A 21,215-nucleotide genomic window follows, 5' to 3' on the forward strand; every position below is an offset into this window, starting at 1 on the left:
TTACTGGTCCTTATCTTTAACGCCAGCACCATAATAATATGCTATGACCACTAGCGGTAACCAGGCTATTATCACGCCAACAACCCCTGTTACTTTCCCACCCGCAATCAGCAATGCGCAAGGTAGCAGCCACACGACGTTGATAATAAATGCCCCGATCGTAACGGGCTTATGAGACTCATATTTACGGGCGAGGATTTGATAGGTATGGCTGGCATGAGCTTCGTATACTTTTTTTCCACCAATAAGCCTGCGTAAAAGCGTAATCGTCGCATCAACGATAAACACTCCGAGCAGGCAAATTTCAGCAAGAAATAGTTTGCCATCCAGCAAGGCTACATGCAAAACAAGCAACCCGATTGTTATGCCAAGGAATCCGCTGCCCGCATCGCCCATAAAGATTTTCGCGGATGGAAAATTCCAGAAAATAAAGCCCAGCGCGGCGCAGGCAAGCAGTAAAAGTAAGGTAATTTGGCTCACTGCCAGCGCATTCGGGGCACCGAATACGACCACCACAACAGACATCAGGGCAAAGGCAATAGCTTCCATACTTGCCAGGCCGTTAATGCCATCCATGAAGTTATAGAGGTTGAGCATCCAGGCCAGATATACCAGCCCAAATAACATGCCTAACCATCCCGCAGAGAACTGGTAGCCAAATAGATCGATGACCGGGAATCGGCCAAGAAAATATAAGCCTGCCGCTGCGGCAAGGAAGTGCATCAATAAGCGCCATCGGGCAGCGATATGGCCATGATCGTCAAGAAAACCAACCACTGCCGTGATTGCACCGGCAATAAATAATGAAAGCATTTGTGAAACTGGCACCATACCTGTCAGGCAGAAAAAAATGATGCCGACTAAAAAACTGATAACTATCGCGACCCCGCCCCCACGCGGCGTGGGAATAGAATGGGAGCTGCGCTGGTTAGGTATGTCTATCACATTGTTTTTTAATGCGTAAATGCGTAAAGCCCAGGTTAACGCAAAAGAAAAAACAAATACAAGAACCGATCCGCCGAACTCCCACATCATTTATTTCCCTTAACATAAAACGCCGCAGTTTTTTTCATAGTTTCATCAAGAGTTACTGGAGCCTGCCAGTTAAGAAGCCTGGAAGCTTTAGTTGCATCAATATCTAATGAACCAAAAAGTTGTTCATAGAGGTTCCCTTTGCCGATCGCCTTCAGGCCGGCGCTTATAACTGAAGAGGGGAACCAGACGAGCCTGGCCGGTTTATTCATTCCCTGAGCAAAAGCATGAATAATTTCTTCCGTCGTTGGTTTTTCTTTGTCAGCCAGAACAAATAGCTCATTTTTTGCCAGCGGATTTTCGATACAGGTCAAAATAAAGCTGACAACATTCTCTAACGAAACCATGCCACGTTTATTTTTAACGCCTTTGAAAGGAAGCGGGATACCGCTTTCAACCAGCTTAAGTAAACGTCGAATATTACCTGGCGCATTTTCCCCGCAAATAAGAGCAGGACGTATCACGGTAATAGCCATAGAGGTATCAGCAAATTGCTCTTTTAAAGCTAACTCTGCTTCTAATTTTGAAATGGCATAATCAGACGTAGTTTCAGGCGTTGAGGTCTCGCTAAAAGGTTTGCCTGAAGTAGCATTACCGTTAACGCCAATCGAACTAATAAAAATGAAATGCGTCACGCCTGCGGCTTTCGCATCGTGAGCAAGTTTAAGCGTTGCATCACGGTTCACCCGGCGGAATTCGGCCAGTTTGTCTTCGGCCTGGTCTTTCATCATATGGGCGCGTCCGGCCGTGTGGACAACAACGTCACAACCCTTGAGAACCATAGACCAGTCTGTTTGCTCAGAAATGTCGCCGATATTGATAAGCTCAGGCGTCGTTTGTAATGAACGTCGTGACGTTCCTACGACATCATAATTTTTGGCCTTAAGTTCTGTCATTAGCTTACTGCCGACAAAACCAGTCGCCCCCGTCACCAGAATTTTCACAGTTTACCCTTTCTAAGTTGAGTGCTTCAAAGGCCGAACATAAGCAAAATCAAATTTTGTTTAAGGATTTAAGAATCTTAATGTGAGATTTTCATACTTACTGATTTGAGTTACAAGATGTATCCTGCTTTTTAGCTTAATTTCATCTGTACGGTTTAGTTTTGCGGCAGCCAGCCTTCGCTGTACCAGATGTGCAGCAGCGCGTAGGATCGCCAGGGCTGCCAGCGCTCCGCATAACGACGGATTTGGGCGGGCGTCATGCCGGGAAACCGCTGCTTTATCAGGTAGTCGTCGGGTAAAAATACATCGCTTGCCTGCCAGCCGCGCAGAGCGAAATAGTTCGCGGTCCAGCGTCCGATGCCCGGCAGGGTAATAAGCTGTTTTACGCCCAGTTCGACATCCTCCGGCATCGTCAGCGGAAACGCCCCGGCCTCTACCAGCCGCGCCAGATTAATTATCGCCTCGCCGCGCTTAAGCGGCATCCCTAACGCTTTTAGCTCCTCCGGTTTCAGCGCGGCAATGCGGCCCGCCTCCGGGAAAAGACGCCACCCGGGGAAGCCCGCAAGCGGCTGCCCGAAGGTCTGCACCACTTTTCCCGCAAGCTTCGCCGCCATCGCCACGCTCACCAGCTGTCCCAGAATCGCGCGAACGGCCTGTTCAAAGGCGTCCATACAGCCGGGCAACCGCAGGCCTGGCCGCGCCTGAGCCAGTTCGCCGAGGCTTGCTAGCAGCGGCTGGGGCCTGCGATCCAAATCGAGCAGCCGCCTGACTCTCACCAGCACCTCTTGCGCCACCGGCAGCAGTCCTTCGGACAAGGTTATCTTCAGCGCCCGGCGCGTCTCATCAGGTTCGAGGGTGATAATTCCCTGATACGGCCCCAGGGCGAAGCTGCGGCAATAGCGTGCCGGCGTAACCTCTTCAACGCCGGCAACCGCACGTAAGGCCAGAAAGCCGAACATCCAGCGCCAGTCGTAAGGCGGATGGTAAACAAGCTCAAACATCTTCTGTTCCCGTGAATTTTTATGTACTTAGCTTACTAGCAAAAGCCAATTCCTGCCTTGCTTTGATATTCAGTTGCCCGCCGCGGCGCATTCCGCTAAAGTCGCCCCCCTTCTCACCGGCATGGGGGCGTTATGCAATTTATTGGCTTTGATTATGGTACGGCAAACTGTTCGGTTGCGGTGATGCGCGATGGCGCGCCCCGGATGCTGGAAATGGAAAACGGCTCTTCCCTGCTTCCCTCGATGCTGTGCGCGCCCACGCGCGAGGCGGTCAGCGAGTGGCTTTATCGCCACCATCAGATCCCGGCAAACGGCGATGAAACTCAGGCGCTGCTGCGTCGCGCCGTCTCCTTTAATCGCGAAGAAGATATCGAGGTGCAGCCGGGCAGCGTACAGTTTGGCCTGAGTTCGCTGCGCCAGTATATGGAAGACCCGGAAGAGGTTTATTTCGTAAAATCGCCGAAGTCCTTCCTCGGCGCCAGCGGGCTGAAGCCTCAGCAGGTCGCGCTGTTCGAAGATCTGGTTTGCGCCATGATGGTTCATATTCGCAACCAGGCGCAAGCCCAGGTCGCGGAGCCGATTAGCCAGGCGGTGATCGGCCGGCCGATCAACTTCCAGGGCCTGGGAGGCGATGAGGCCAACCGGCAGGCGCAGGGCATTCTTGAGCGGGCGGCGCATCGCGCCGGGTTCGAGGACGTGGTATTCCAGTTTGAACCCGTGGCCGCAGGGCTTGACTTCGAGGCCTCGCTAAAGAATGAAAAACAGGTGCTGGTGGTTGATATCGGCGGCGGCACAACGGACTGTTCCGTTTTGCTGATGGGCCCGCAGTGGCATAACCGTCGCGACCGCGAGCACAGCTTACTCGGCCACAGCGGCTGCCGCGTCGGCGGAAACGATCTCGACATTATGCTGGCCTTCAAACAGCTTTCTCCGCTGCTTGGCATGGGCGGGGAAACGGAAAAAGGCATTGCCCTGCCGGTACTGCCGTGGTGGAACGCCGTTGCCATCAATGACGTTCCGGCGCAAAACGAGTTTTACAGCGCCGCCAACGGAAGGATGCTGGGCGAACTGGTACGCGACGCGCGCGATTCGGAAAAGGTAGCGTATCTGCAAAAGGTATGGCGCCAGCGTCTGAGCTACCGCCTGGTGCGCGCGGCCGAGGAGAGCAAAATAGCCCTTTCCGACAGCGGGCAGGTCGCCACCATGCTGCCGTTTATCGCCGCGGAGCTGGGCTGTGAAATCACCCAGCCGGAGCTGGAAAGCGCCATCAGCCAGCCGCTACAGCGCATTCTGGAGCAGGTTACGCTGGCGCTGGAAACCAGCGATGTGCAACCGGATGTGATCTATCTTACCGGCGGCAGCGCCCGTTCGCCGCTGATCAAGCACGCTCTGGCGCAGCAGCTGCCGGGCATAGAGATTGCCGGAGGCGATGATTTCGGCTCGGTGACCGCAGGCCTTGCCCGCTGGGCTGAAGTGGTGTTTCGCGGCTGACTGAAAGGCCGTGAAGGGATTCACGGCTGCCTTACGACTAAAGCTAATGCAGGATTTTTACGCCTGCTCAGAGCCTTAAACCAGGCTGCGAGGCTTACCACAGAAAGGCTCGCTATCGGATTTATCCATACAGTACTCCATATTTCCTTCATTTTTCCGCGCCCGGCATTCTCTACACTAGTATCATTAAGCCTAATCGTTTCAGGAAGAGAAGACGTATATCTATGAAAGGCACGCATACTACCCGTTGGTTGCTCATTGCAGGGACCGCTATCGTTGTTATCGCGGCCGTTTATTTCTGGCGCAGCGGCGCCACAGGCGAACCTGACGCGCAGAAATCCACCCAGCAGCAGGCTCCCGGCGGGCGACGCGGTATGCGCGGCGGCGCGCTGGCGCCCGTTCAGGCGGCCACGGCGACCAGCGAATCCGTGCCGCGTTATCTCACCGGCCTTGGCACCATCACCGCGGCGAACACCGTTACCGTGCGCAGCCGGGTGGACGGACAGCTGCTGGCGATTCATTTCCAGGAAGGACAGCAGGTCAAGGCCGGCGATTTGCTGGCCGAAATCGATCCAAGCCAGTTTAAAGTCGCGCTGGCCCAGGCCCAGGGACAGCTGGCGAAAGATCAGGCCACTCTCGCCAATGCCCGCCGCGACGTAGGCCGCTATCAGCAGCTGGCAAAAACCAACCTGGTTTCCCGTCAGGAGCTGGACGCGCAGCAGGCGCTGGTGAGCGAGTCGGCGGGCACGGTAAAAGCGGATGAAGCCGCCGTGGCCAGCGCCCAGCTGCAGCTCGACTGGAGCCGCATTACCGCCCCGGTTGACGGGCGCGTCGGTCTCAAGCAGGTTGACGTCGGCAACCAGATTTCCAGCGGCGATACCACCGGTATCGTGGTTCTGACCCAAACCCATCCTATTGATTTAGTCTTCACGCTGCCGGAAAGCGAAATCGCCACCGTGGTGAAGGCGCAAAAAGCCGGCAGCGCCTTAAGCGTTGAAGCCTGGGACCGCACCAACAAGCAGAAGCTCAGCACCGGTAGCCTGCTGAGCCTGGATAACCAAATTGACGCCACCACCGGCACCATCAAACTCAAAGCGCGGTTTAATAATGAAGATGATGCGCTGTTCCCGAACCAGTTCGTCAACGCCCGCATGCTGGTCGATACCCAGCAAAACGCCGTGGTTATCCCAACCGCCGCCCTGCAAATGGGTAACGAAGGCAGCTTCGTCTGGGTGCTGAACGCCGACAACAAAGTCAGCAAGCATCTGGTCACCACGGGTATTCAGGACAGCCAGAAGGTGGTGATTACCGCCGGCATTTCCGCAGGCGATCGCGTGGTCACCGACGGGATTGACCGCCTCACCGAAGGCGCGAAAGTGGAAGTGGTGGAAGCCCATTCAGCCACCGCCGGCACGACGGAAAACAAGGCGGATGCCCAGCCCGCAAGCCCGCGTAACGGAGCGAAATCCTGATGCAGGTCTTACCTCCCAGCGCCACGGGCGGCCCCTCCCGCCTGTTTATTCTGCGTCCGGTCGCCACCACGCTGCTGATGCTGGCTATCCTGCTGGCGGGGATTATCGGCTACCGCTTTCTGCCGGTTTCCGCTCTGCCGGAAGTGGATTACCCCACCATTCAGGTCGTTACGCTCTATCCGGGCGCAAGTCCGGACGTGGTCACCTCGGCGATTACCGCCCCGCTGGAGCGCCAGTTCGGGCAGATGTCCGGCTTAAAACAGATGTCCTCGCAAAGCGCGGGCGGCGCCTCCGTCGTGACGCTGCAGTTCCAGCTCACCTTGCCGCTGGACGTCGCCGAGCAGGAAGTGCAGGCCGCGATTAACGCCGCCACCAACCTGCTGCCATCCGACCTGCCTAACCCGCCGGTCTACAGCAAGGTCAACCCGGCCGATCCGCCGATTATGACGCTCGCCGTCACCTCCACCGCCATGCCGATGACCCAGGTTGAAGACATGGTGGAAACGCGCGTGGCGCAGAAAATTTCCCAGGTTTCCGGCGTCGGCCTGGTTACCCTTTCCGGCGGGCAGCGCCCTGCGGTACGCGTGAAGCTCAACGCCCCCGCCCTTGCGGCGCTGGGATTAACCAGCGAAACGGTTCGCACCGCCATTACCAGCGCCAACGTCAACTCGGCAAAAGGCAGCCTCGACGGCCCCGAGCGCGCGGTGACGCTTTCCGCCAACGACCAGATGCAGTCGGCGGAAGAGTATCGCAACCTGATAATTGCCTACCAGAACGGCGCCCCGATTCGCCTGGGGGACGTGGCCACCGTCGAACAGGGCGCCGAAAATACCTGGCTTGGCGCCTGGGCCAATAAACAGCAGGCCATCGTGATGAACGTGCAGCGCCAGCCCGGCGCGAACATTATCGATACCGCCGACAGCATTCGCCAGATGCTGCCGACCCTTACCCAGAGCCTGCCGAAATCGGTGGAAGTTAAGCTGCTAAGCGATCGCACGACCAATATCCGCGCGTCCGTAACCGATACCCAGTACGAGCTGATGCTCGCCATCGCGCTGGTGGTGATGATTATCTATGTCTTCCTGCGCAACGTGCCCGCGACCATTATTCCCGCCGTGGCGGTGCCGCTGTCGCTGGTCGGCACCTTCGCGGTGATGGTATTCCTCGATTTTTCCATCAATAACCTGACGCTGATGGCGCTCACCATCGCCACCGGCTTTGTGGTGGACGATGCGATCGTGGTTATCGAGAACATCTCTCGCTACATCGAAAAAGGTGAAAAACCGCTGGCCGCGGCGCTCAAGGGCGCGGGCGAAATCGGCTTTACCATTATCTCGCTGACCCTGTCGCTTATCGCGGTGCTGATTCCGCTGCTGTTTATGGGCGATATCGTCGGCCGTCTGTTCCGCGAGTTCGCCGTGACGCTCGCCGTGGCGATTCTGATCTCCGCCATCGTTTCGCTTACGCTCACGCCAATGATGTGCGCGCGCATGCTAAGCCACGAGTCGTTACGCAAACAGAACCGCTTCTCACGCGCGAGCGAACGCTTCTTTGAACGCGTGATCGCAGCCTACGGCCGCACGCTTAAGAAGGTGCTCAACCACCCGTGGCTGACCCTCGGCGTCGCTTTCGGTACGCTCGCGCTCACCATCATGCTGTGGATTTTCATCCCGAAAGGCTTCTTCCCGATTCAGGACAACGGCATTATCCAGGGCACGCTTCAGGCTCCGCAGTCCGTCTCGTTTGCCAGCATGTCGCAGCGTCAGCAGCAGGTTGCGGACGTGATAATGAAAGACCCGGCGGTGGAAAGCCTGACGTCCTTTATCGGCGTCGACGGCACCAACCCTTCGCTGAACAGCGCGCGTTTGCAGATCAATCTCAAACCGCTTGACGATCGCGATGACCGCATCAAAGCCGTCATTGAACGCCTGCAAACGAATGTGGCAAAAGTCCCGGGCGTGCAGCTTTATCTGCAGCCGGTTCAGGATCTCACCATTGATACCACGGTCAGCCGCACCCAGTACCAGTTCACGCTGCAGGCCACCTCGCTGGAGGCGCTGAGCACCTGGGTACCGCAGCTGATGGACAAGCTGCAAACCCTGCCGCAGCTTTCCGACGTCAGCAGCGACTGGCAGGATCAGGGCCTGGTGGCGTACGTTAACGTCGATCGCGCCAGCGCCAGCCGCCTGGGCATTTCCATGTCCGACGTGGACAACGCGCTGTATAACGCCTTCGGCCAGCGCCTGATATCCACCATCTATACCCAGGCAAACCAGTACCGCGTGGTGCTTGAGCATGACACCAGCACCACCCCGGGCCTGAGCGCGCTGGATAATATCCGCCTCGCCGCGACCTCCGGCGGCACCGTTCCGCTCAGCGCTATCGCCAAAGTCGAACAGCGCTTCGCGCCGCTTTCGGTAAACCACCTCGACCAGTTCCCGTCGACGACGATCTCCTTCAACGTCCCGGGCAGCTACTCGTTAGGCGAAGCGGTACAGGCCGTTACCGATGCCGAAAAAGAGCTTTCGCTGCCCACGGATATCACCACCCAGTTCCAGGGCAGCACCCTCGCCTTCCAGGCGGCCCTTGGCAGCACCATCTGGCTTATCATCGCCTCCGTGGTGGCGATGTATATCGTGCTGGGCGTGCTGTATGAAAGCTTTATCCATCCGGTGACCATTCTTTCCACGCTGCCCACCGCGGGCGTCGGCGCGCTGCTCGCGCTGATGCTGGCCGGGGCCGAGCTCGACGTGATTGCCATCATTGGCATCATCCTGCTTATCGGCATCGTGAAGAAAAACGCCATCATGATGATCGACTTTGCGCTGGCGGCGGAGCGCGAGCAGGGCATGTCGCCGTATGAAGCGATTTATCAGGCGTGCCTGCTGCGTTTCCGTCCGATTCTGATGACCACGCTTGCGGCGCTGCTGGGCGCGCTGCCGCTGATGCTTTCCACCGGCGTTGGCGCCGAGCTGCGTCGTCCGTTAGGGATCGGCATGGTCGGCGGGCTGCTGGTCAGCCAGGTGTTAACCCTGTTTACCACGCCGGTTATCTACCTGCTGTTCGACCGACTCTCGCACTACTCACGCCAGAAATTTGGCAAGCGTGAGGAAGAAGCCCAGTGAAATTCTTCGCCCTGTTTATCTACCGGCCCGTCGCGACGATCCTGCTGACCCTCGCCATCACGCTGTGCGGCGTGCTGGGCTTCCGCCTGCTGCCGGTAGCCCCGCTGCCGGAGGTGGACTTCCCGGTCATTATGGTCAGCGCTTCGCTGCCCGGCGCCTCGCCGGAAACCATGGCCTCCTCGGTCGCCACGCCCCTTGAGCGCGCGCTGGGGCGAATCGCCGGGGTGAGCGAAATGACCTCCTCCAGCTCGCTGGGCAGCACGCGCATCATCCTGGAGTTTAATTTCGACCGCGATATCAACGGCGCGGCGCGTGACGTGCAGGCCGCCATCAACGCGGCGCAAAGCCTGTTGCCAAGCGGGATGCCGAGCCGGCCTACCTACCGCAAAGCCAACCCGTCCGATGCGCCAATCCTGATCCTGACGCTGACCTCGGATACGCTTTCGCAGGGGCAGCTGTATGACTTCGCCTCTACGCAGCTGGCCCAGACCGTCGCGCAAATCGACGGCGTGGGCGATGTCGACGTCGGCGGCAGCTCGTTGCCGGCGGTTCGCGTGGCGCTCAACCCGCAGGCGCTGTTTAACCAGGGCGTTTCGCTGGACGCGGTGCGCACCGCCATTAGCAACGCTAACGTCCGGCGCCCGCAGGGCGCGGTGGAGGAAAATACCCACCGCTGGCAGCTGCAGACCAACGACGAGCTGAAAACCGCCGCGGAATATCAGCCGCTGATTGTGCATTACAACAACGGCGGCGCGGTGCACCTGAGCGACGTGGCAAGCGTCACCGACTCGGTGCAGGACGTGCGCAACGCCGGGATGACCAACGCCAGGCCCGCAATTTTGCTGATGATCCGCAAATCCCAGGAAGCGAACATCATCGAGACGGTGGATAAAATCCGGGCGAAAATTCCCGAGCTGCGGGAAACCATCCCCGCCTCCATAGATTTGCAGGTCGCCCAGGACCGTTCGCCGACCATTCGCGCCTCCCTTTCCGAAGTTGAGCAGTCGCTGGTCATCTCCGTGGGCCTGGTCATTCTGGTGGTGTTCCTGTTCCTGCGCTCGGGGCGGGCGACGATAATTCCCGCCGTCGCCGTGCCGGTGTCGTTAATCGGCACCTTTATCGCCATGTATCTGTGCGGCTTTAGCCTGAACAACCTGTCGCTGATGGCGCTCACCATCGCCACCGGCTTCGTGGTGGACGATGCGATAGTGGTGCTGGAGAACATTTCCCGTCATCTGGAGGCGGGCGTCAAACCGCTGCAGGCCGCGCTGCAGGGCGTGCGCGAAGTCGGCTTTACGGTGCTCTCCATGAGCCTCTCGCTGGTGGCCGTCTTCCTGCCGCTGCTGCTGATGGGCGGCCTGCCCGGACGCCTGTTTAAAGAGTTTGCCGTCACGCTTTCGGTGGCTATCGGCATTTCGCTGGTCGTCTCCCTGACCCTGACGCCGATGATGTGCGGCTGGCTGCTGAAAAACAAACCGCAGCATAAGCCGAACCGCAAGCGTGGCTTCGGCCGCGTGCTGGTGGCGATGCAGACAGGCTACGGCCGTTCGCTGCGCTGGGTGCTGCGCCATGCGAAGCTGACGGGGCTGGTGCTGCTTGCTACCATCGCGCTCAACGTCTGGCTGTATATCGCCATTCCAAAGACCTTCTTCCCGGAGCAGGACACCGGGCGGCTGATGGGCAATATCCAGGCCGACCAGAGCATCTCCTTCCAGGCGATGCGCGGCAAGCTTCAGGATTTTATGAAGATCATTCGCGAAGACCCGGCGGTGGACAACGTCACCGGCTTTACCGGCGGCTCGCGGGTAAACAGCGGAATGATGTTTATTTCACTCAAGCCGCTTGGCGAACGCACGGAAACCGCGCAGCAGGTCATCGACAGGCTGCGTAAAAAGCTGGCGAAAGAGCCGGGCGCGAGCCTGTTTCTGATGGCGGTGCAGGATATTCGCGTCGGCGGCCGTTCTGCCAACGCCAGCTACCAGTACACGCTGCTATCCGATAACCTCGCCGACCTGCGGGAGTGGGAGCCGAAAATTCGTCAGGCGTTCGCTAAGCTGCCGCAGCTGGCGGACGTTAACTCCGACCAGCAGGACAACGGCGCGGAAATGGATCTGATTTACGACCGTGAAACTATGTCCCGGCTGGGGATTAGCGTAAGCGACGCCAACAGCCTGCTGAATAACGCCTTCGGGCAGCGCCAGATTTCAACCATTTATCAGCCGCTCAACCAGTACAAAGTGGTAATGGAGGTCGACCCGCGCTACACCCAGGACATCAGCGCGCTGGATCAGATGTTCGTCACCAACAGCGAAGGCAAGCCGATCCCGCTGTCCTATTTCGCGAAGTGGCAGCCGGCGAATGCGCCGCTTTCGGTCAATCATCAGGGGCTGTCCGCGGCCTCCACCGTTTCGTTTAACCTGCCGACGGGGGTATCGCTTTCGGAAGCAAGCGAAGCCATCGACCGCACCATGACCTCTCTTGGCGTGCCGTCGACGGTGCGCGGCAGCTATGCGGGCACCGCGCAGGTCTTCCAGGATACGATGAAATCGCAGGTGATGCTGATTATCGCGGCTATCGCCACCGTCTATATCGTGCTGGGCGTTTTGTATGAAAGCTACGTGCACCCGCTGACTATCCTCTCCACCCTGCCTTCGGCAGGGGTCGGGGCGCTGCTTGCGCTGGAGCTGTTCGGCGCGCCTTTCAGCCTGATCGCGCTGATCGGCATCATGCTGCTGATCGGCATCGTGAAGAAAAATGCCATCATGATGGTGGACTTCGCCATAGACGCGCAGCGTAACGGCAGCCTGTCCCCGGAAGACGCCATCTTCCAGGCCTGCCTGCTGCGCTTCCGCCCTATTATGATGACCACCCTCGCCGCCCTGTTCGGCGCGCTGCCGCTGGTGCTGACCAGCGGAGACGGCGCCGAGCTGCGCCAGCCGCTGGGGATAACCATCGTCGGCGGCCTGGTGGTCAGCCAGCTGCTGACGCTGTACACCACGCCGGTTGTCTATCTCTTCTTTGATCGTTTACGTTTACACTTTACCCGTAAATCCCGTAAAGACGAGGTGCTGAACTAAATGACCGATCTGCCCGCAGCCGTTCGCTGGCAACTGTGGATTGTCGCCTTTGGCTTCTTTATGCAGTCGCTGGACACCACCATTGTCAATACCGCCCTGCCCTCGATGGCGGCAAGCCTGGGAGAGAGCCCGCTGCATATGCATTCGGTCATCGTCTCCTACGTGCTGACCGTGGCGGTTATGCTTCCCGCCAGCGGCTGGCTCGCGGACCGGGTCGGCGTGCGCAATATCTTCTTTACCGCCATAGTGCTGTTTACCATCGGCTCCCTGTTTTGCGCCCACGCCGCAACCCTTGACGAGCTGATTATGGCCCGCGTGGTGCAGGGGATCGGCGGCGCAATGATGGTGCCGGTAGGCAGGCTGACGGTGATGAAAATCGTCCCGCGCGAGCAGTACATGGCGGCGATGACTTTCGTGACCCTCCCCGGCCAGATCGGCCCGCTGCTTGGCCCGGCGCTGGGCGGGATCCTGGTGGAGTACGCCTCCTGGCACTGGATCTTCCTGATAAACCTGCCGGTGGGGATTATCGGCGCCGTCGCCACGCTCTGGCTGATGCCGAATTACACTATGCAAACCCGCCGCTTTGACATGCCGGGCTTTGTGCTGCTGGCCTTCGGCATGGCGGCGCTGACCATCGCCCTTGACGGGCAGAAAGGGCTGGGCATTTCCGCGCTTGCTCTCGGATTGCTGGTGGGCTGTGGCGTGCTGGCCATCATGCTCTATCTGTGGCACGCCCGCGGAAACGAGAACGCTTTGTTCAAGCTTGGCCTGTTTGAGACGCGCACCTTTTCGCTCGGCCTGTTCGGCAGCTTCTGCGGACGCGTCGGCAGCGGCATGCTGCCGTTTATGACGCCGGTGTTCCTGCAAATCGGCCTCGGCTTTTCCCCTTTCCACGCCGGTTTAATGATGATCCCGATGGTGCTGGGCAGCATGGGCATGAAGCGCATCGTGGTGCAGGTCGTCAACCGCTTCGGCTATCGCCAGGTGCTGGTCGCCGCAACGCTCGGTCTGGCGGTCATCAGCCTGCTGTTTATGGCCACCGCCCTGCTCGGCTGGTACTACCTGCTGCCCGTGGTGCTGTTTATTCAGGGGATGGTCAACTCGGTGCGCTTTTCCTCCATGAACACCTTAACGCTCAAAGACCTGCCGGACGATATGGCAAGCTCCGGCAACAGCCTGCTGTCGATGGTGATGCAGCTTTCCATGAGTATCGGCGTTACCGTCGCCGGGATGCTGCTTGGCATGTACGGCCATCACCAGATCGCGCCGGACAGCCCGGTGGTGCACAGCGTCTTCCTTTATACCTATCTGAGCATGGCGGTGATTATCGCCCTTCCCGCGCTGGTCTTTACCCGCGTACCTAAGGACACGACAAAAAACGTCGTTATCGCGCGACGTAAAAGGAGCCATTAATGAAACTCTGGCGGCCAGGTATTACCGGCAAGCTGTTTCTCGCCATCTTTTCCACCTGTCTGCTGGTGCTGGCCATTATGCACTGGGGCGTGCGGCTGAGTTTCGAACGCGGCTTTATTGACTACATCAAACACGGCAACGAACAGCGGCTAGAGCTGCTGGGAGACGCGCTGGGCGAGCAGTACGCCCTGCATGGAAACTGGCAGTTCCTGCGCCACAACGACCGCTTTATGTTTCAAATCCTGAAATCCTTTGAGCACGACGAGGACGGACGCAACCCAAACATGCCGCCGCACGGCTGGCGCACGCAGTTTTGGGTGGTGGACCAGGATTTCAAAACGCTGGTTGGCCCGCGCGGGCCGGTGCCCCCGGACGGCATGCGTCGCACCATCAACGTTAACGGCCGCGACGTGGGCTGGGTTATCGCCTCACCGGTGGAACGATTAACGCGGAATACGGATATCAACTTTGACCGCCAGCAGCGCCGCACCAGCTGGATTATCGTCGCGCTCTCCACCCTGCTGGCCGCTGCGGCGACCTTTCTGCTGGCGCGAGGCCTGCTGGCGCCGGTTAAGCGGCTGGTTGAAGGCACGCACAGGCTGGCGGCGGGCGATTTCACCACTCGCGTCGACTCCACCAGCCAGGACGAGCTGGGAAAACTTGCTCAGGATTTTAACCAGCTTGCGAGCACGCTCGAAAAAAACCACAACATGCGCCGCGCCTTTATGGCCGATATCTCCCACGAGCTGCGCACTCCGCTGGCGATTTTGCGCGGCGAGCTGGAGGCGATTCAGGACGGCGTGCGTCAATTCACCCCTGACTCAGTGGCTTCGCTGCAGATGGAGGTCGCCACGCTCACCAAGCTGGTTGACGATTTGCACCAGCTGTCGCTCTCCGATGAGGGCGCGCTGGCTTACCAGAAAAAGTCTCTCGATATCATTACGCTACTGGAGGTGGCGGCGGGCGCATTTCGTCAGCGCTTTGATTCCCGCGGGCTTAGCATCCGCCTCGCGCTGCCCGACCAGGTCAGCATCTTTGGCGACAGCGATCGGCTGATGCAGCTGCTCCACAACCTGCTGGAAAACAGCCTGCGCTATACCGACGCGGGCGGCCAGCTACTGATTTCCGGCGAGGTGAGCCAGCAGCGCTTCGTCATGACATTCGCCGACAGCGCGCCCGGCGTAAACGACGAGCAGCTAAGCATGCTTTTCGACCGCTTTTACCGCACCGAAGGCTCGCGAAACCGCGCAAGCGGCGGCTCCGGACTCGGGCTATCAATCTGCCAGAACATCGTCGCCGCGCACGGCGGCACCCTGAAGGCCGGCCATTCGCCTTTCGGGGGCGTTAGCATTACAGTAGAGTTACCGTTGGATCCAGAATCAATGAGAAACATATGACCGATTTTCCGATTGATGAAAATGCTCCGCACATTTTGATTGTTGAAGATGAACCGAAACTGGGGCAGTTGCTTATCGATTATCTGCGGGCCGCGAGCTATGCCCCGACGCTGATTACCCATGGCGATCGGGTGCTGCCTTACGTTCGCCAGACGCCGCCGAGCTTAATCCTGCTGGATTTAATGCTGCCGGGCACCGACGGCCTGACGCTGTGCAAGGAAATCCGCCGTTTTTCCGAGGTGCCGATTGTGATGGTGACCGCGAAAATAGAAGAAATCGACCGCCTGCTGGGTCTGGAAATCGGCGCCGATGACTATATCTGCAAGCCTTACAGCCCAAGAGAAGTGGTGGCGCGCATCAAAGCCATTTTGCGCCGCTGCAGGCGTCAGCAGGAACAAATTCCGCCGGGCGAAGAAAGCCCCTTGCTTATCGACGAAGGCCGCTTCCAGGCCAGCTGGCGCGACAAGCTGCTGGACCTCACCCCCGCCGAGTTCCGCCTGCTAAAAACCCTCTCCCACGAGCCGGGAAAAGTGTTTTCACGCGAAATGCTGCTGAACCATCTTTACGACGACTATCGCGTGGTAACGGACAGAACCATCGACAGCCATATTAAAAACCTGCGCCGCAAGCTTGAAGCCCTTGACGAAGAGCAGTCGTTTATTCGCGCCGTTTACGGCGTAGGCTACCGCTGGGAGGCGGACGCCTGCCGTATGGCCTGAATCCTCGAAATGCCTCTGGCCGAGGCATTTCATTAAATAATAATTTCAGCACGCAATTCACCCACTCAATAACTCTTCAATTAATTATCCACATATCTTATATATGCTTGCCAAAAGAAAATGTCTGAAATCACAGGATGCTATTTTTTATTTCGCCAATTTCATCTCAAATAATTCCCGTTAAGCTCATTATCCGCTCGTCGTTACAGTTTCTAATACCATGCCGCTAACCCATTAATATTATTAGATATTACTTACTCATCTGGATGTTCAATATTTGCTATGCACCTTTGACGAAATCTCCTTTAGCCCATCTTTGGGAAAAATCACCGACAAAGGATATATACATCAGGTCTTATCCATCAGATATTATTGCTGGTGGTAAAATCCAGTGTCATCATTGCCTCTTTGCAGAAAGTTTGCAGGCCTCGCCTGTTTTACTGATTTCGCCGCACCATTCTATGTAAAAAATGCAAAGCCCAACTATGGCGAGAGGAAACATAACAGCCGTACACGTGTCTTTAATAGTTGATAATATTTCACCGTGAAAAGGATAATCCTATGAAATTATACTCTTTTTATTTAAGCGATATCGGCGTTAACGTTTATGAGAAAAAGACCCTGTCAGCAATCGAAAAGCATCGCTTAAAAGCGAACGGCTTCAGAAAAATGCCTTATGAAACCGAGGCTGAAAATGAAGAACAGGCAATAGACCGTATGCTGGAACACTTCCGCTCAAACGTCTCCTCCCTTAAAGAATTTGCCGGCGATATCAGCATTTCCTCGCCGATTTTTAATTTACTGGTCTAAACATTTGCCCGGCGGTTTACTCCCTACGTCCACGGCGCTACAATTCCCGCCCTAAAATTGGGGTAATCCCCGCGAGCTGCTATAACCGCCTCACCAGGTGAGGTGGTTCTGACCTGACATCAGACCGGAAACATCATGTTTAAACCAGAGCTTTTATCGCCAGCGGGAACGCTGAAAAATATGCGTTACGCTTTCGCCTATGGCGCGGACGCCGTTTACGCAGGCCAGCCGCGCTACAGCCTGCGCGTGCGTAATAACGAGTTCAACCACGAAAATCTGCAGATCGGCATTAACGAAGCCCACGATCTGGGCAAAAAATTCTACGTCGTGGTCAACATCGCCCCGCACAACGCCAAGCTGAAAACCTTTATTCGCGACCTGAAGCCGGTGGTCGAAATGGGCCCGGACGCGCTGATAATGTCCGACCCGGGTTTGATCATGCTGGTGCGCGAAGCTTTCCCACAAATTGATATCCACCTGTCGGTGCAGGCGAACGCCGTCAACTGGGCGACGGTAAAATTCTGGAAACAGATGGGGCTGACCCGCGTTATTCTTTCGCGCGAGCTGTCGCTGGACGAAATCGCGGAAATCCGTGAGCAGGTGCCGGAAATGGAGCTGGAAATCTTCGTTCACGGCGCGCTGTGCATGGCCTACTCCGGCCGCTGCCTGCTTTCAGGCTATATCAACAAGCGCGATCCCAACCAGGGAACCTGCACCAACGCCTGCCGTTGGGAATATAAGGTAGCGGAAGGCAAAGAGGACGAGGTGGGCAATATCGTCCACCTTCACGAGCCTATTCCGGTGCAAAACGTCGAGCCAACGCTTGGCCTGGGCGCGCCGACCGATAAAGTCTTTATGATGGAAGAGGCGAAGCGTCCCGGCGAGTACATGTCCGCGTTTGAAGACGAGCACGGCACCTACATCATGAACTCCAAAGATCTGCGCGCCATTGAGCACGTGGAGCGCCTGACGAAAATGGGCGTCCACTCGCTAAAAATCGAAGGCCGAACCAAATCCTATTACTACTGCGCGCGCACCGCTCAGGTCTACCGCCGGGCGATTGATGACGCGGCGGCAGGCAAACCGTTCGATCCAACGCTGCTGCAAACGTTAGAAGGGCTGGCGCACCGCGGCTATACCGAAGGTTTCCTGCGTCGTCATACGCACGAAAGCCATCAGAACTATGAATACGGCCACTCTATTTCCGAACGCCAGCAGTTTGTCGGGGAGTTCACCGGCGAACGCCGCGGCGACCTGGCGGCCGTGGCGGTGAAAAACAAATTCCTGCTCGGCGACAGCCTTGAGCTGATGACCCCGCAGGGCAACGTGACCTTTACGCTGGAATTATTAGAAAACGGCAAAGCCCAGCCGATTGACGTAGCGCCCGGCGACGGCCACACCGTATGGTTGCCTGTGCCCCAGGACGTCTCGCTGGATTATGCGCTGTTAATGCGTAATCTGGCAGGTCAGACCACCGGCAATTCCCAAGGTAACTAGTTAATTTGAGTTATTTTTTCGCACCGGGATAATTCTTAGAAATCGATCACACACCGCTCGGCTTGAGTTGGGTATGATGCGCGGGCTGAAAAACATAACCCATAAATGCTAGTTGTACCAGGAACCACCTCCTTGGCCTGCGCAATCTCCCTTGCGCAGGCCTTCTTTTTTTGTCGCTAATTCAGCGCGTTCTTACCCTCCCTTACCGTTGATGCGATACACTTTCTTCACTATCGATATTCCTGAGGTAAACCATGGAGAAGTTTCCGGTCACGCTTGTGATCCTAAACGGCAAGGGCGCCAATCTTCCTGAATTGCGTAGTGCCATCGCCGTAATGCGCGAAGAAGGTTATACGCTGCATATACGCGTCACCTGGGAAGAGGGCGATGCCGCCCGCTATGTGGATGAAGCCATTGAGCTCGGCGTGGAAACCGTCGTTGCCGGCGGCGGCGACGGCACCATTAATGAAGTGGCGACGGCCCTGGCGCAACGCGAGCAGGCTAACCGCCCCGCGCTGGGTATTTTACCGCTGGGCACGGCAAATGATTTTGCCACCAGCATCGGTATTCCCGTCGAGCTGGATAAGGCCCTGCAGCTGGCCATGGTCGGCCGCGCCTTTGATATTGATTTGGTGGCGGTCAACAAAACGGCATTCTTTCTGAATATGGCGACAGGCGGTTTCGGTACGCGCATCACGACCGAAACGCCGGAAAAGCTGAAGGCAGCGCTCGGCGGCGCCTCTTATTTTATCCACGGCTTGCTGCGTATCGACACGCTAAAGCCCGACCGCTGCGAAATCCGCGGCGAGAATTTCTCCTGGGAAGGCGATGCGCTGGTAATAGGTATCGGCAACGGTCGTCAGGCCGGCGGCGGGCAACAGCTGTGTCCGCAGGCGCTCATTAATGACGGGCTGCTGGATCTGCGCATTTTTACCGGCGAAGAGCTGCTGCCGGCTTTGTTATCCACCCTTACCCGCCCGGAGGAAAACCCAAACATTATCGACGGGCAGTCCTCATGGTTTGAAATCAGCGCGCCGCACGAAATAACCTTTAATCTCGACGGCGAGCCGTTGAAGGGACGCGAGTTTCGCATCGACGTTCACCCGAACGCCCTGCGCTGCCGTTTGCCACCAAACTGCCCGCTGCTCGGCTAAGGCGAGGCGACAACGGCCGTACGGGGCGAACACAGCGCTAAGCGATGCTAATTTTCGTATCCAGGTAAACATCCTGTACGGCGTTTATCAGCTTCACGCCTTCGGACATGGACTTTTTAAACGCCTTACGGCCCAGAATCAGCCCCATGCCGCCCGCGCGTTTGTTGATAACCGCGGTGCGTACCGCGTTGGCAAGGTCGGTTTCTCCGCCCGCCGCGCCGCCGGAGTTAATCAACCCGGCGCGGCCCATATAGCAGTTGGCCAGCTGATAACGAACCAGGTCGATTGGGTTATCGCTGGTTAGCTTGCTGTAGACGCGATCGTCGGTATAGCCGAAGTTAACCGCCTTATAGCCGCCGTTGTTTTCAGCCATTTTCTGCTTCACGATATCCGCGCCGATGGTGGCGGCCAGGTGGTTCGCCTGTCCGGTCAGATCGGCGCTTACATGGTAATCCACGCCGTCCTTTTTGAAGTCCGGGTTACGTAAATAGGCCCACAGCACGGTGACCATGCCCAGCTCATGCGCGCGTTCAAAGGCGCTGGAAATCTCTTCAATCTGGCGGCGCGACTCAGGCGAGCCAAAGTAAATCGTCGCGCCGACCGCCACGGCCCCCATATTGAAAGCCTGCTCGACGCTGGCATACAGCGTTTGATCGTAAGTGGTGGGATAGCTCAGCGTTTCGTTATGGTTAAGCTTAACGAGGAAAGGAATGCGGTGGGCGTAGCGACGGGAAACCGAAGCCAGCACGCCGTAGGTGGACGCCACGCAGTTACAGCCCGCCTCAATGGCCAGCTCAACGATATTTTTCGGGTCGAAGTAGAGCGGGTTGGCCGCAAAAGACGCGCCCGCAGAGTGTTCCACGCCCTGGTCAACCGGCAGAATGGAAAGATAGCCGGTTCCCGCCAGCCGCCCGGTGTTATACAGCGTCTGCATATTTCGTAGCACCGCAGGCGGGCGATTATTGTCGATCATAACCCGGTCCACATAATCCGCGCCGGGCAGGTACAGCTGGTCTGCAGGAATAGTCATACAACGATGCTGTAATAAGCCGTCGGCGTCTTTGCCAAGCAACTGCGTAATATCAGTCATAATATGCTCCCGTAAGTCTGCGGGCGGGCTGCCCGCAGAGGATAAGATTCCAGGCCCTCGGCGCATGGCGCGCAGGGGCAGACATAATCCTGGTCGCGACTTGCAGCCTTCGCCACCTTCGGCAGCACTTTCAGCCTGCGTCGTTTTGTAACGCTAAGCGGCCACGGCGTAAAAGCTCTTTATCGCCCTCACCACCACTCATGAAAATGATGCACCGGACCGATACCCTGCCCCACCTCCAGCGAATCGGCCTCTTCTAACGCCCGGGACAACCATTTTTTCGCCGCGAGGATGGTTTGCGGCCAGTCGCCGTAACGTGGTCGAAGGGCGGCCAGCGCGGCAGAAAGCGTGCAGCCCGTACCGTGGGTATTTCGCGTTTGCACGCGCGGCGCGGTAAAACGCTGCGCGCCTTCGCGGGTAAACAGCCAGTCAGGGCTTTCAGCGTCATCCAGATGCCCGCCTTTCATCAGCACGGCCCGGCATCCCATGCCCAACAGCGCATCGCCCTGCTCTTTCATTTCGCGTTCGTTGCGGGCATGCGGCGCGTCAAGCAGCGCCGCCGCCTCGGGAAGGTTTGGCGTAATCAGCGCCACCTGCGGCAGTAAACGGCGGCGCAGGCTTTCCACCGCACGGGGAGCAAGCAGCGGATCGCCGCTTTTCGCCAGCATGACCGTGTCCAGCACCACGTTTTGCGCCTGGTAAAAGGCGAGGCGTTCGGCCACCGCCTCAACGATATCCGTTTCTGCCAGCATGCCAATTTTGATGGTATCGATCCGCACATCGCTCAGAACCGAGTCGAGCTGGGCGGCGACAAAGTCGGGTTCAATGCGGTAAACCGACTGCACGCCGCGCGTATTCTGTGCCACCAGCGCGGTAATCACGCTGGCGCCGTAAGCGCCTAACGCCGAGAAGGTTTTCAGATCGGCCTGAATCCCGGCGCCGCCGCTTGGATCGGTGCCGGCGATGGTTAACGCATTGATTCTTTTCATGCCC

At 57.7% G+C, this 21,215-nt stretch carries 15 protein-coding genes; 10 read left to right on the top strand and 5 right to left on the bottom strand.

Features of this window, described 5'->3' with window-relative positions:
• The 3 genes from WLO32_RS13565 to alkA all read right to left on the bottom strand — a co-directional run bounded on the left by WLO32_RS13565 (nucleotide 1) and on the right by alkA (nucleotide 2,977).
• Nucleotides 1-1,032 carry an MraY family glycosyltransferase gene (locus WLO32_RS13565; RefSeq protein ID WP_435948305.1) on the bottom strand — a complete coding sequence of 344 codons (1,032 nt, stop codon included), beginning with the start codon at nucleotides 1,030-1,032 and terminating at the stop codon, nucleotides 1-3.
• Nucleotides 1,032-1,976: an NAD-dependent epimerase/dehydratase family protein gene (locus tag WLO32_RS13570; RefSeq protein ID WP_435945592.1), complete on the bottom strand. Its 945-nt coding sequence runs from the start codon at nucleotides 1,974-1,976 to the stop codon at nucleotides 1,032-1,034. The genes WLO32_RS13565 and WLO32_RS13570 overlap by 1 nt, the downstream gene beginning before the upstream one ends.
• Nucleotides 1,977-2,131: 155 nt before the next feature.
• Nucleotides 2,132-2,977: a DNA-3-methyladenine glycosylase 2 gene (gene alkA, locus WLO32_RS13575; RefSeq protein WP_435945593.1), complete on the bottom strand. Its 846-nt coding sequence runs from the start codon at nucleotides 2,975-2,977 to the stop codon at nucleotides 2,132-2,134.
• Between the two features lie 132 nt (nucleotides 2,978-3,109).
• Between alkA and yegD the strand changes: the two genes are divergently transcribed.
• The 10 genes from yegD (at nucleotide 3,110) to yegS (ending at nucleotide 19,132) form a co-directional block, all read left to right on the top strand.
• Nucleotides 3,110-4,468 carry a molecular chaperone gene (yegD, locus tag WLO32_RS13580; RefSeq protein ID WP_435945594.1) on the top strand — a complete coding sequence of 453 codons (1,359 nt, stop codon included), beginning with the start codon at nucleotides 3,110-3,112 and terminating at the stop codon, nucleotides 4,466-4,468.
• Between the two features lie 224 nt (nucleotides 4,469-4,692).
• Nucleotides 4,693-5,940, top strand: a complete 1,248-nt coding sequence (locus WLO32_RS13585) for an MdtA/MuxA family multidrug efflux RND transporter periplasmic adaptor subunit (protein WP_435945595.1) — start codon at nucleotides 4,693-4,695, stop codon at nucleotides 5,938-5,940.
• The gene (locus WLO32_RS13590) at nucleotides 5,940-9,065 is read left to right on the top strand and encodes an MdtB/MuxB family multidrug efflux RND transporter permease subunit (RefSeq protein ID WP_435945596.1); all 3,126 of its coding nucleotides are present in this window, start codon (nucleotides 5,940-5,942) and stop codon (nucleotides 9,063-9,065) included. Before WLO32_RS13585 ends, WLO32_RS13590 begins: the two co-directional genes overlap by 1 nt.
• Nucleotides 9,062-12,142: a multidrug efflux RND transporter permease subunit MdtC gene (gene mdtC, locus WLO32_RS13595; RefSeq protein ID WP_435945597.1), complete on the top strand. Its 3,081-nt coding sequence runs from the start codon at nucleotides 9,062-9,064 to the stop codon at nucleotides 12,140-12,142. The genes WLO32_RS13590 and mdtC overlap by 4 nt, the downstream gene beginning before the upstream one ends.
• Nucleotides 12,143-13,555, top strand: coding sequence for an MFS transporter (locus WLO32_RS13600; RefSeq protein ID WP_435945598.1), 1,413 nt, complete (start codon nucleotides 12,143-12,145; stop codon nucleotides 13,553-13,555).
• Nucleotides 13,555-14,952 carry a two-component system sensor histidine kinase BaeS gene (baeS, locus tag WLO32_RS13605; RefSeq protein WP_435945599.1) on the top strand — a complete coding sequence of 466 codons (1,398 nt, stop codon included), beginning with the start codon at nucleotides 13,555-13,557 and terminating at the stop codon, nucleotides 14,950-14,952. The genes WLO32_RS13600 and baeS overlap by 1 nt, the downstream gene beginning before the upstream one ends.
• On the top strand, nucleotides 14,949-15,671 hold the full coding sequence (gene baeR, locus WLO32_RS13610; protein ID WP_435945600.1) for a two-component system response regulator BaeR: 723 nt from the start codon (nucleotides 14,949-14,951) through the stop codon (nucleotides 15,669-15,671). Before baeS ends, baeR begins: the two co-directional genes overlap by 4 nt.
• 561 nt (nucleotides 15,672-16,232) lie before the next feature.
• A complete protein-coding gene (locus WLO32_RS13615) occupies nucleotides 16,233-16,481 on the top strand; it encodes a hypothetical protein (protein WP_435945601.1) in 249 nt (82 codons plus the stop codon).
• Nucleotides 16,482-16,616: 135 nt separating this feature from the next.
• Entirely contained in the window at nucleotides 16,617-17,978 is a 1,362-nt protein-coding gene (gene trhP / locus WLO32_RS13620) for a prephenate-dependent tRNA uridine(34) hydroxylase TrhP (protein WP_435945602.1), read from the top strand.
• Between the two features lie 254 nt (nucleotides 17,979-18,232).
• The gene (gene yegS, locus WLO32_RS13625) at nucleotides 18,233-19,132 is read left to right on the top strand and encodes a lipid kinase YegS (RefSeq protein WP_435945603.1); all 900 of its coding nucleotides are present in this window, start codon (nucleotides 18,233-18,235) and stop codon (nucleotides 19,130-19,132) included.
• A gap of 37 nt (nucleotides 19,133-19,169) precedes the next feature.
• Here the strand turns inward: yegS and fbaB are convergent, their stop codons facing one another.
• Both fbaB and thiD read right to left on the bottom strand, forming a co-directional pair.
• On the bottom strand, nucleotides 19,170-20,222 hold the full coding sequence (fbaB, locus tag WLO32_RS13630) for a class I fructose-bisphosphate aldolase (RefSeq protein ID WP_435945604.1): 1,053 nt from the start codon (nucleotides 20,220-20,222) through the stop codon (nucleotides 19,170-19,172).
• 188 nt (nucleotides 20,223-20,410) lie between these two features.
• A complete protein-coding gene (gene thiD / locus WLO32_RS13635) occupies nucleotides 20,411-21,211 on the bottom strand; it encodes a bifunctional hydroxymethylpyrimidine kinase/phosphomethylpyrimidine kinase (RefSeq protein ID WP_435945605.1) in 801 nt (266 codons plus the stop codon).
• Between the last annotated feature and the right edge of the window lie 4 nt (nucleotides 21,212-21,215).

It is taken from the genome of Dryocola mayonis (assembly GCF_051307045.1).
In the GTDB taxonomy this organism is placed as follows: domain Bacteria; phylum Pseudomonadota; class Gammaproteobacteria; order Enterobacterales; family Enterobacteriaceae; genus Dryocola.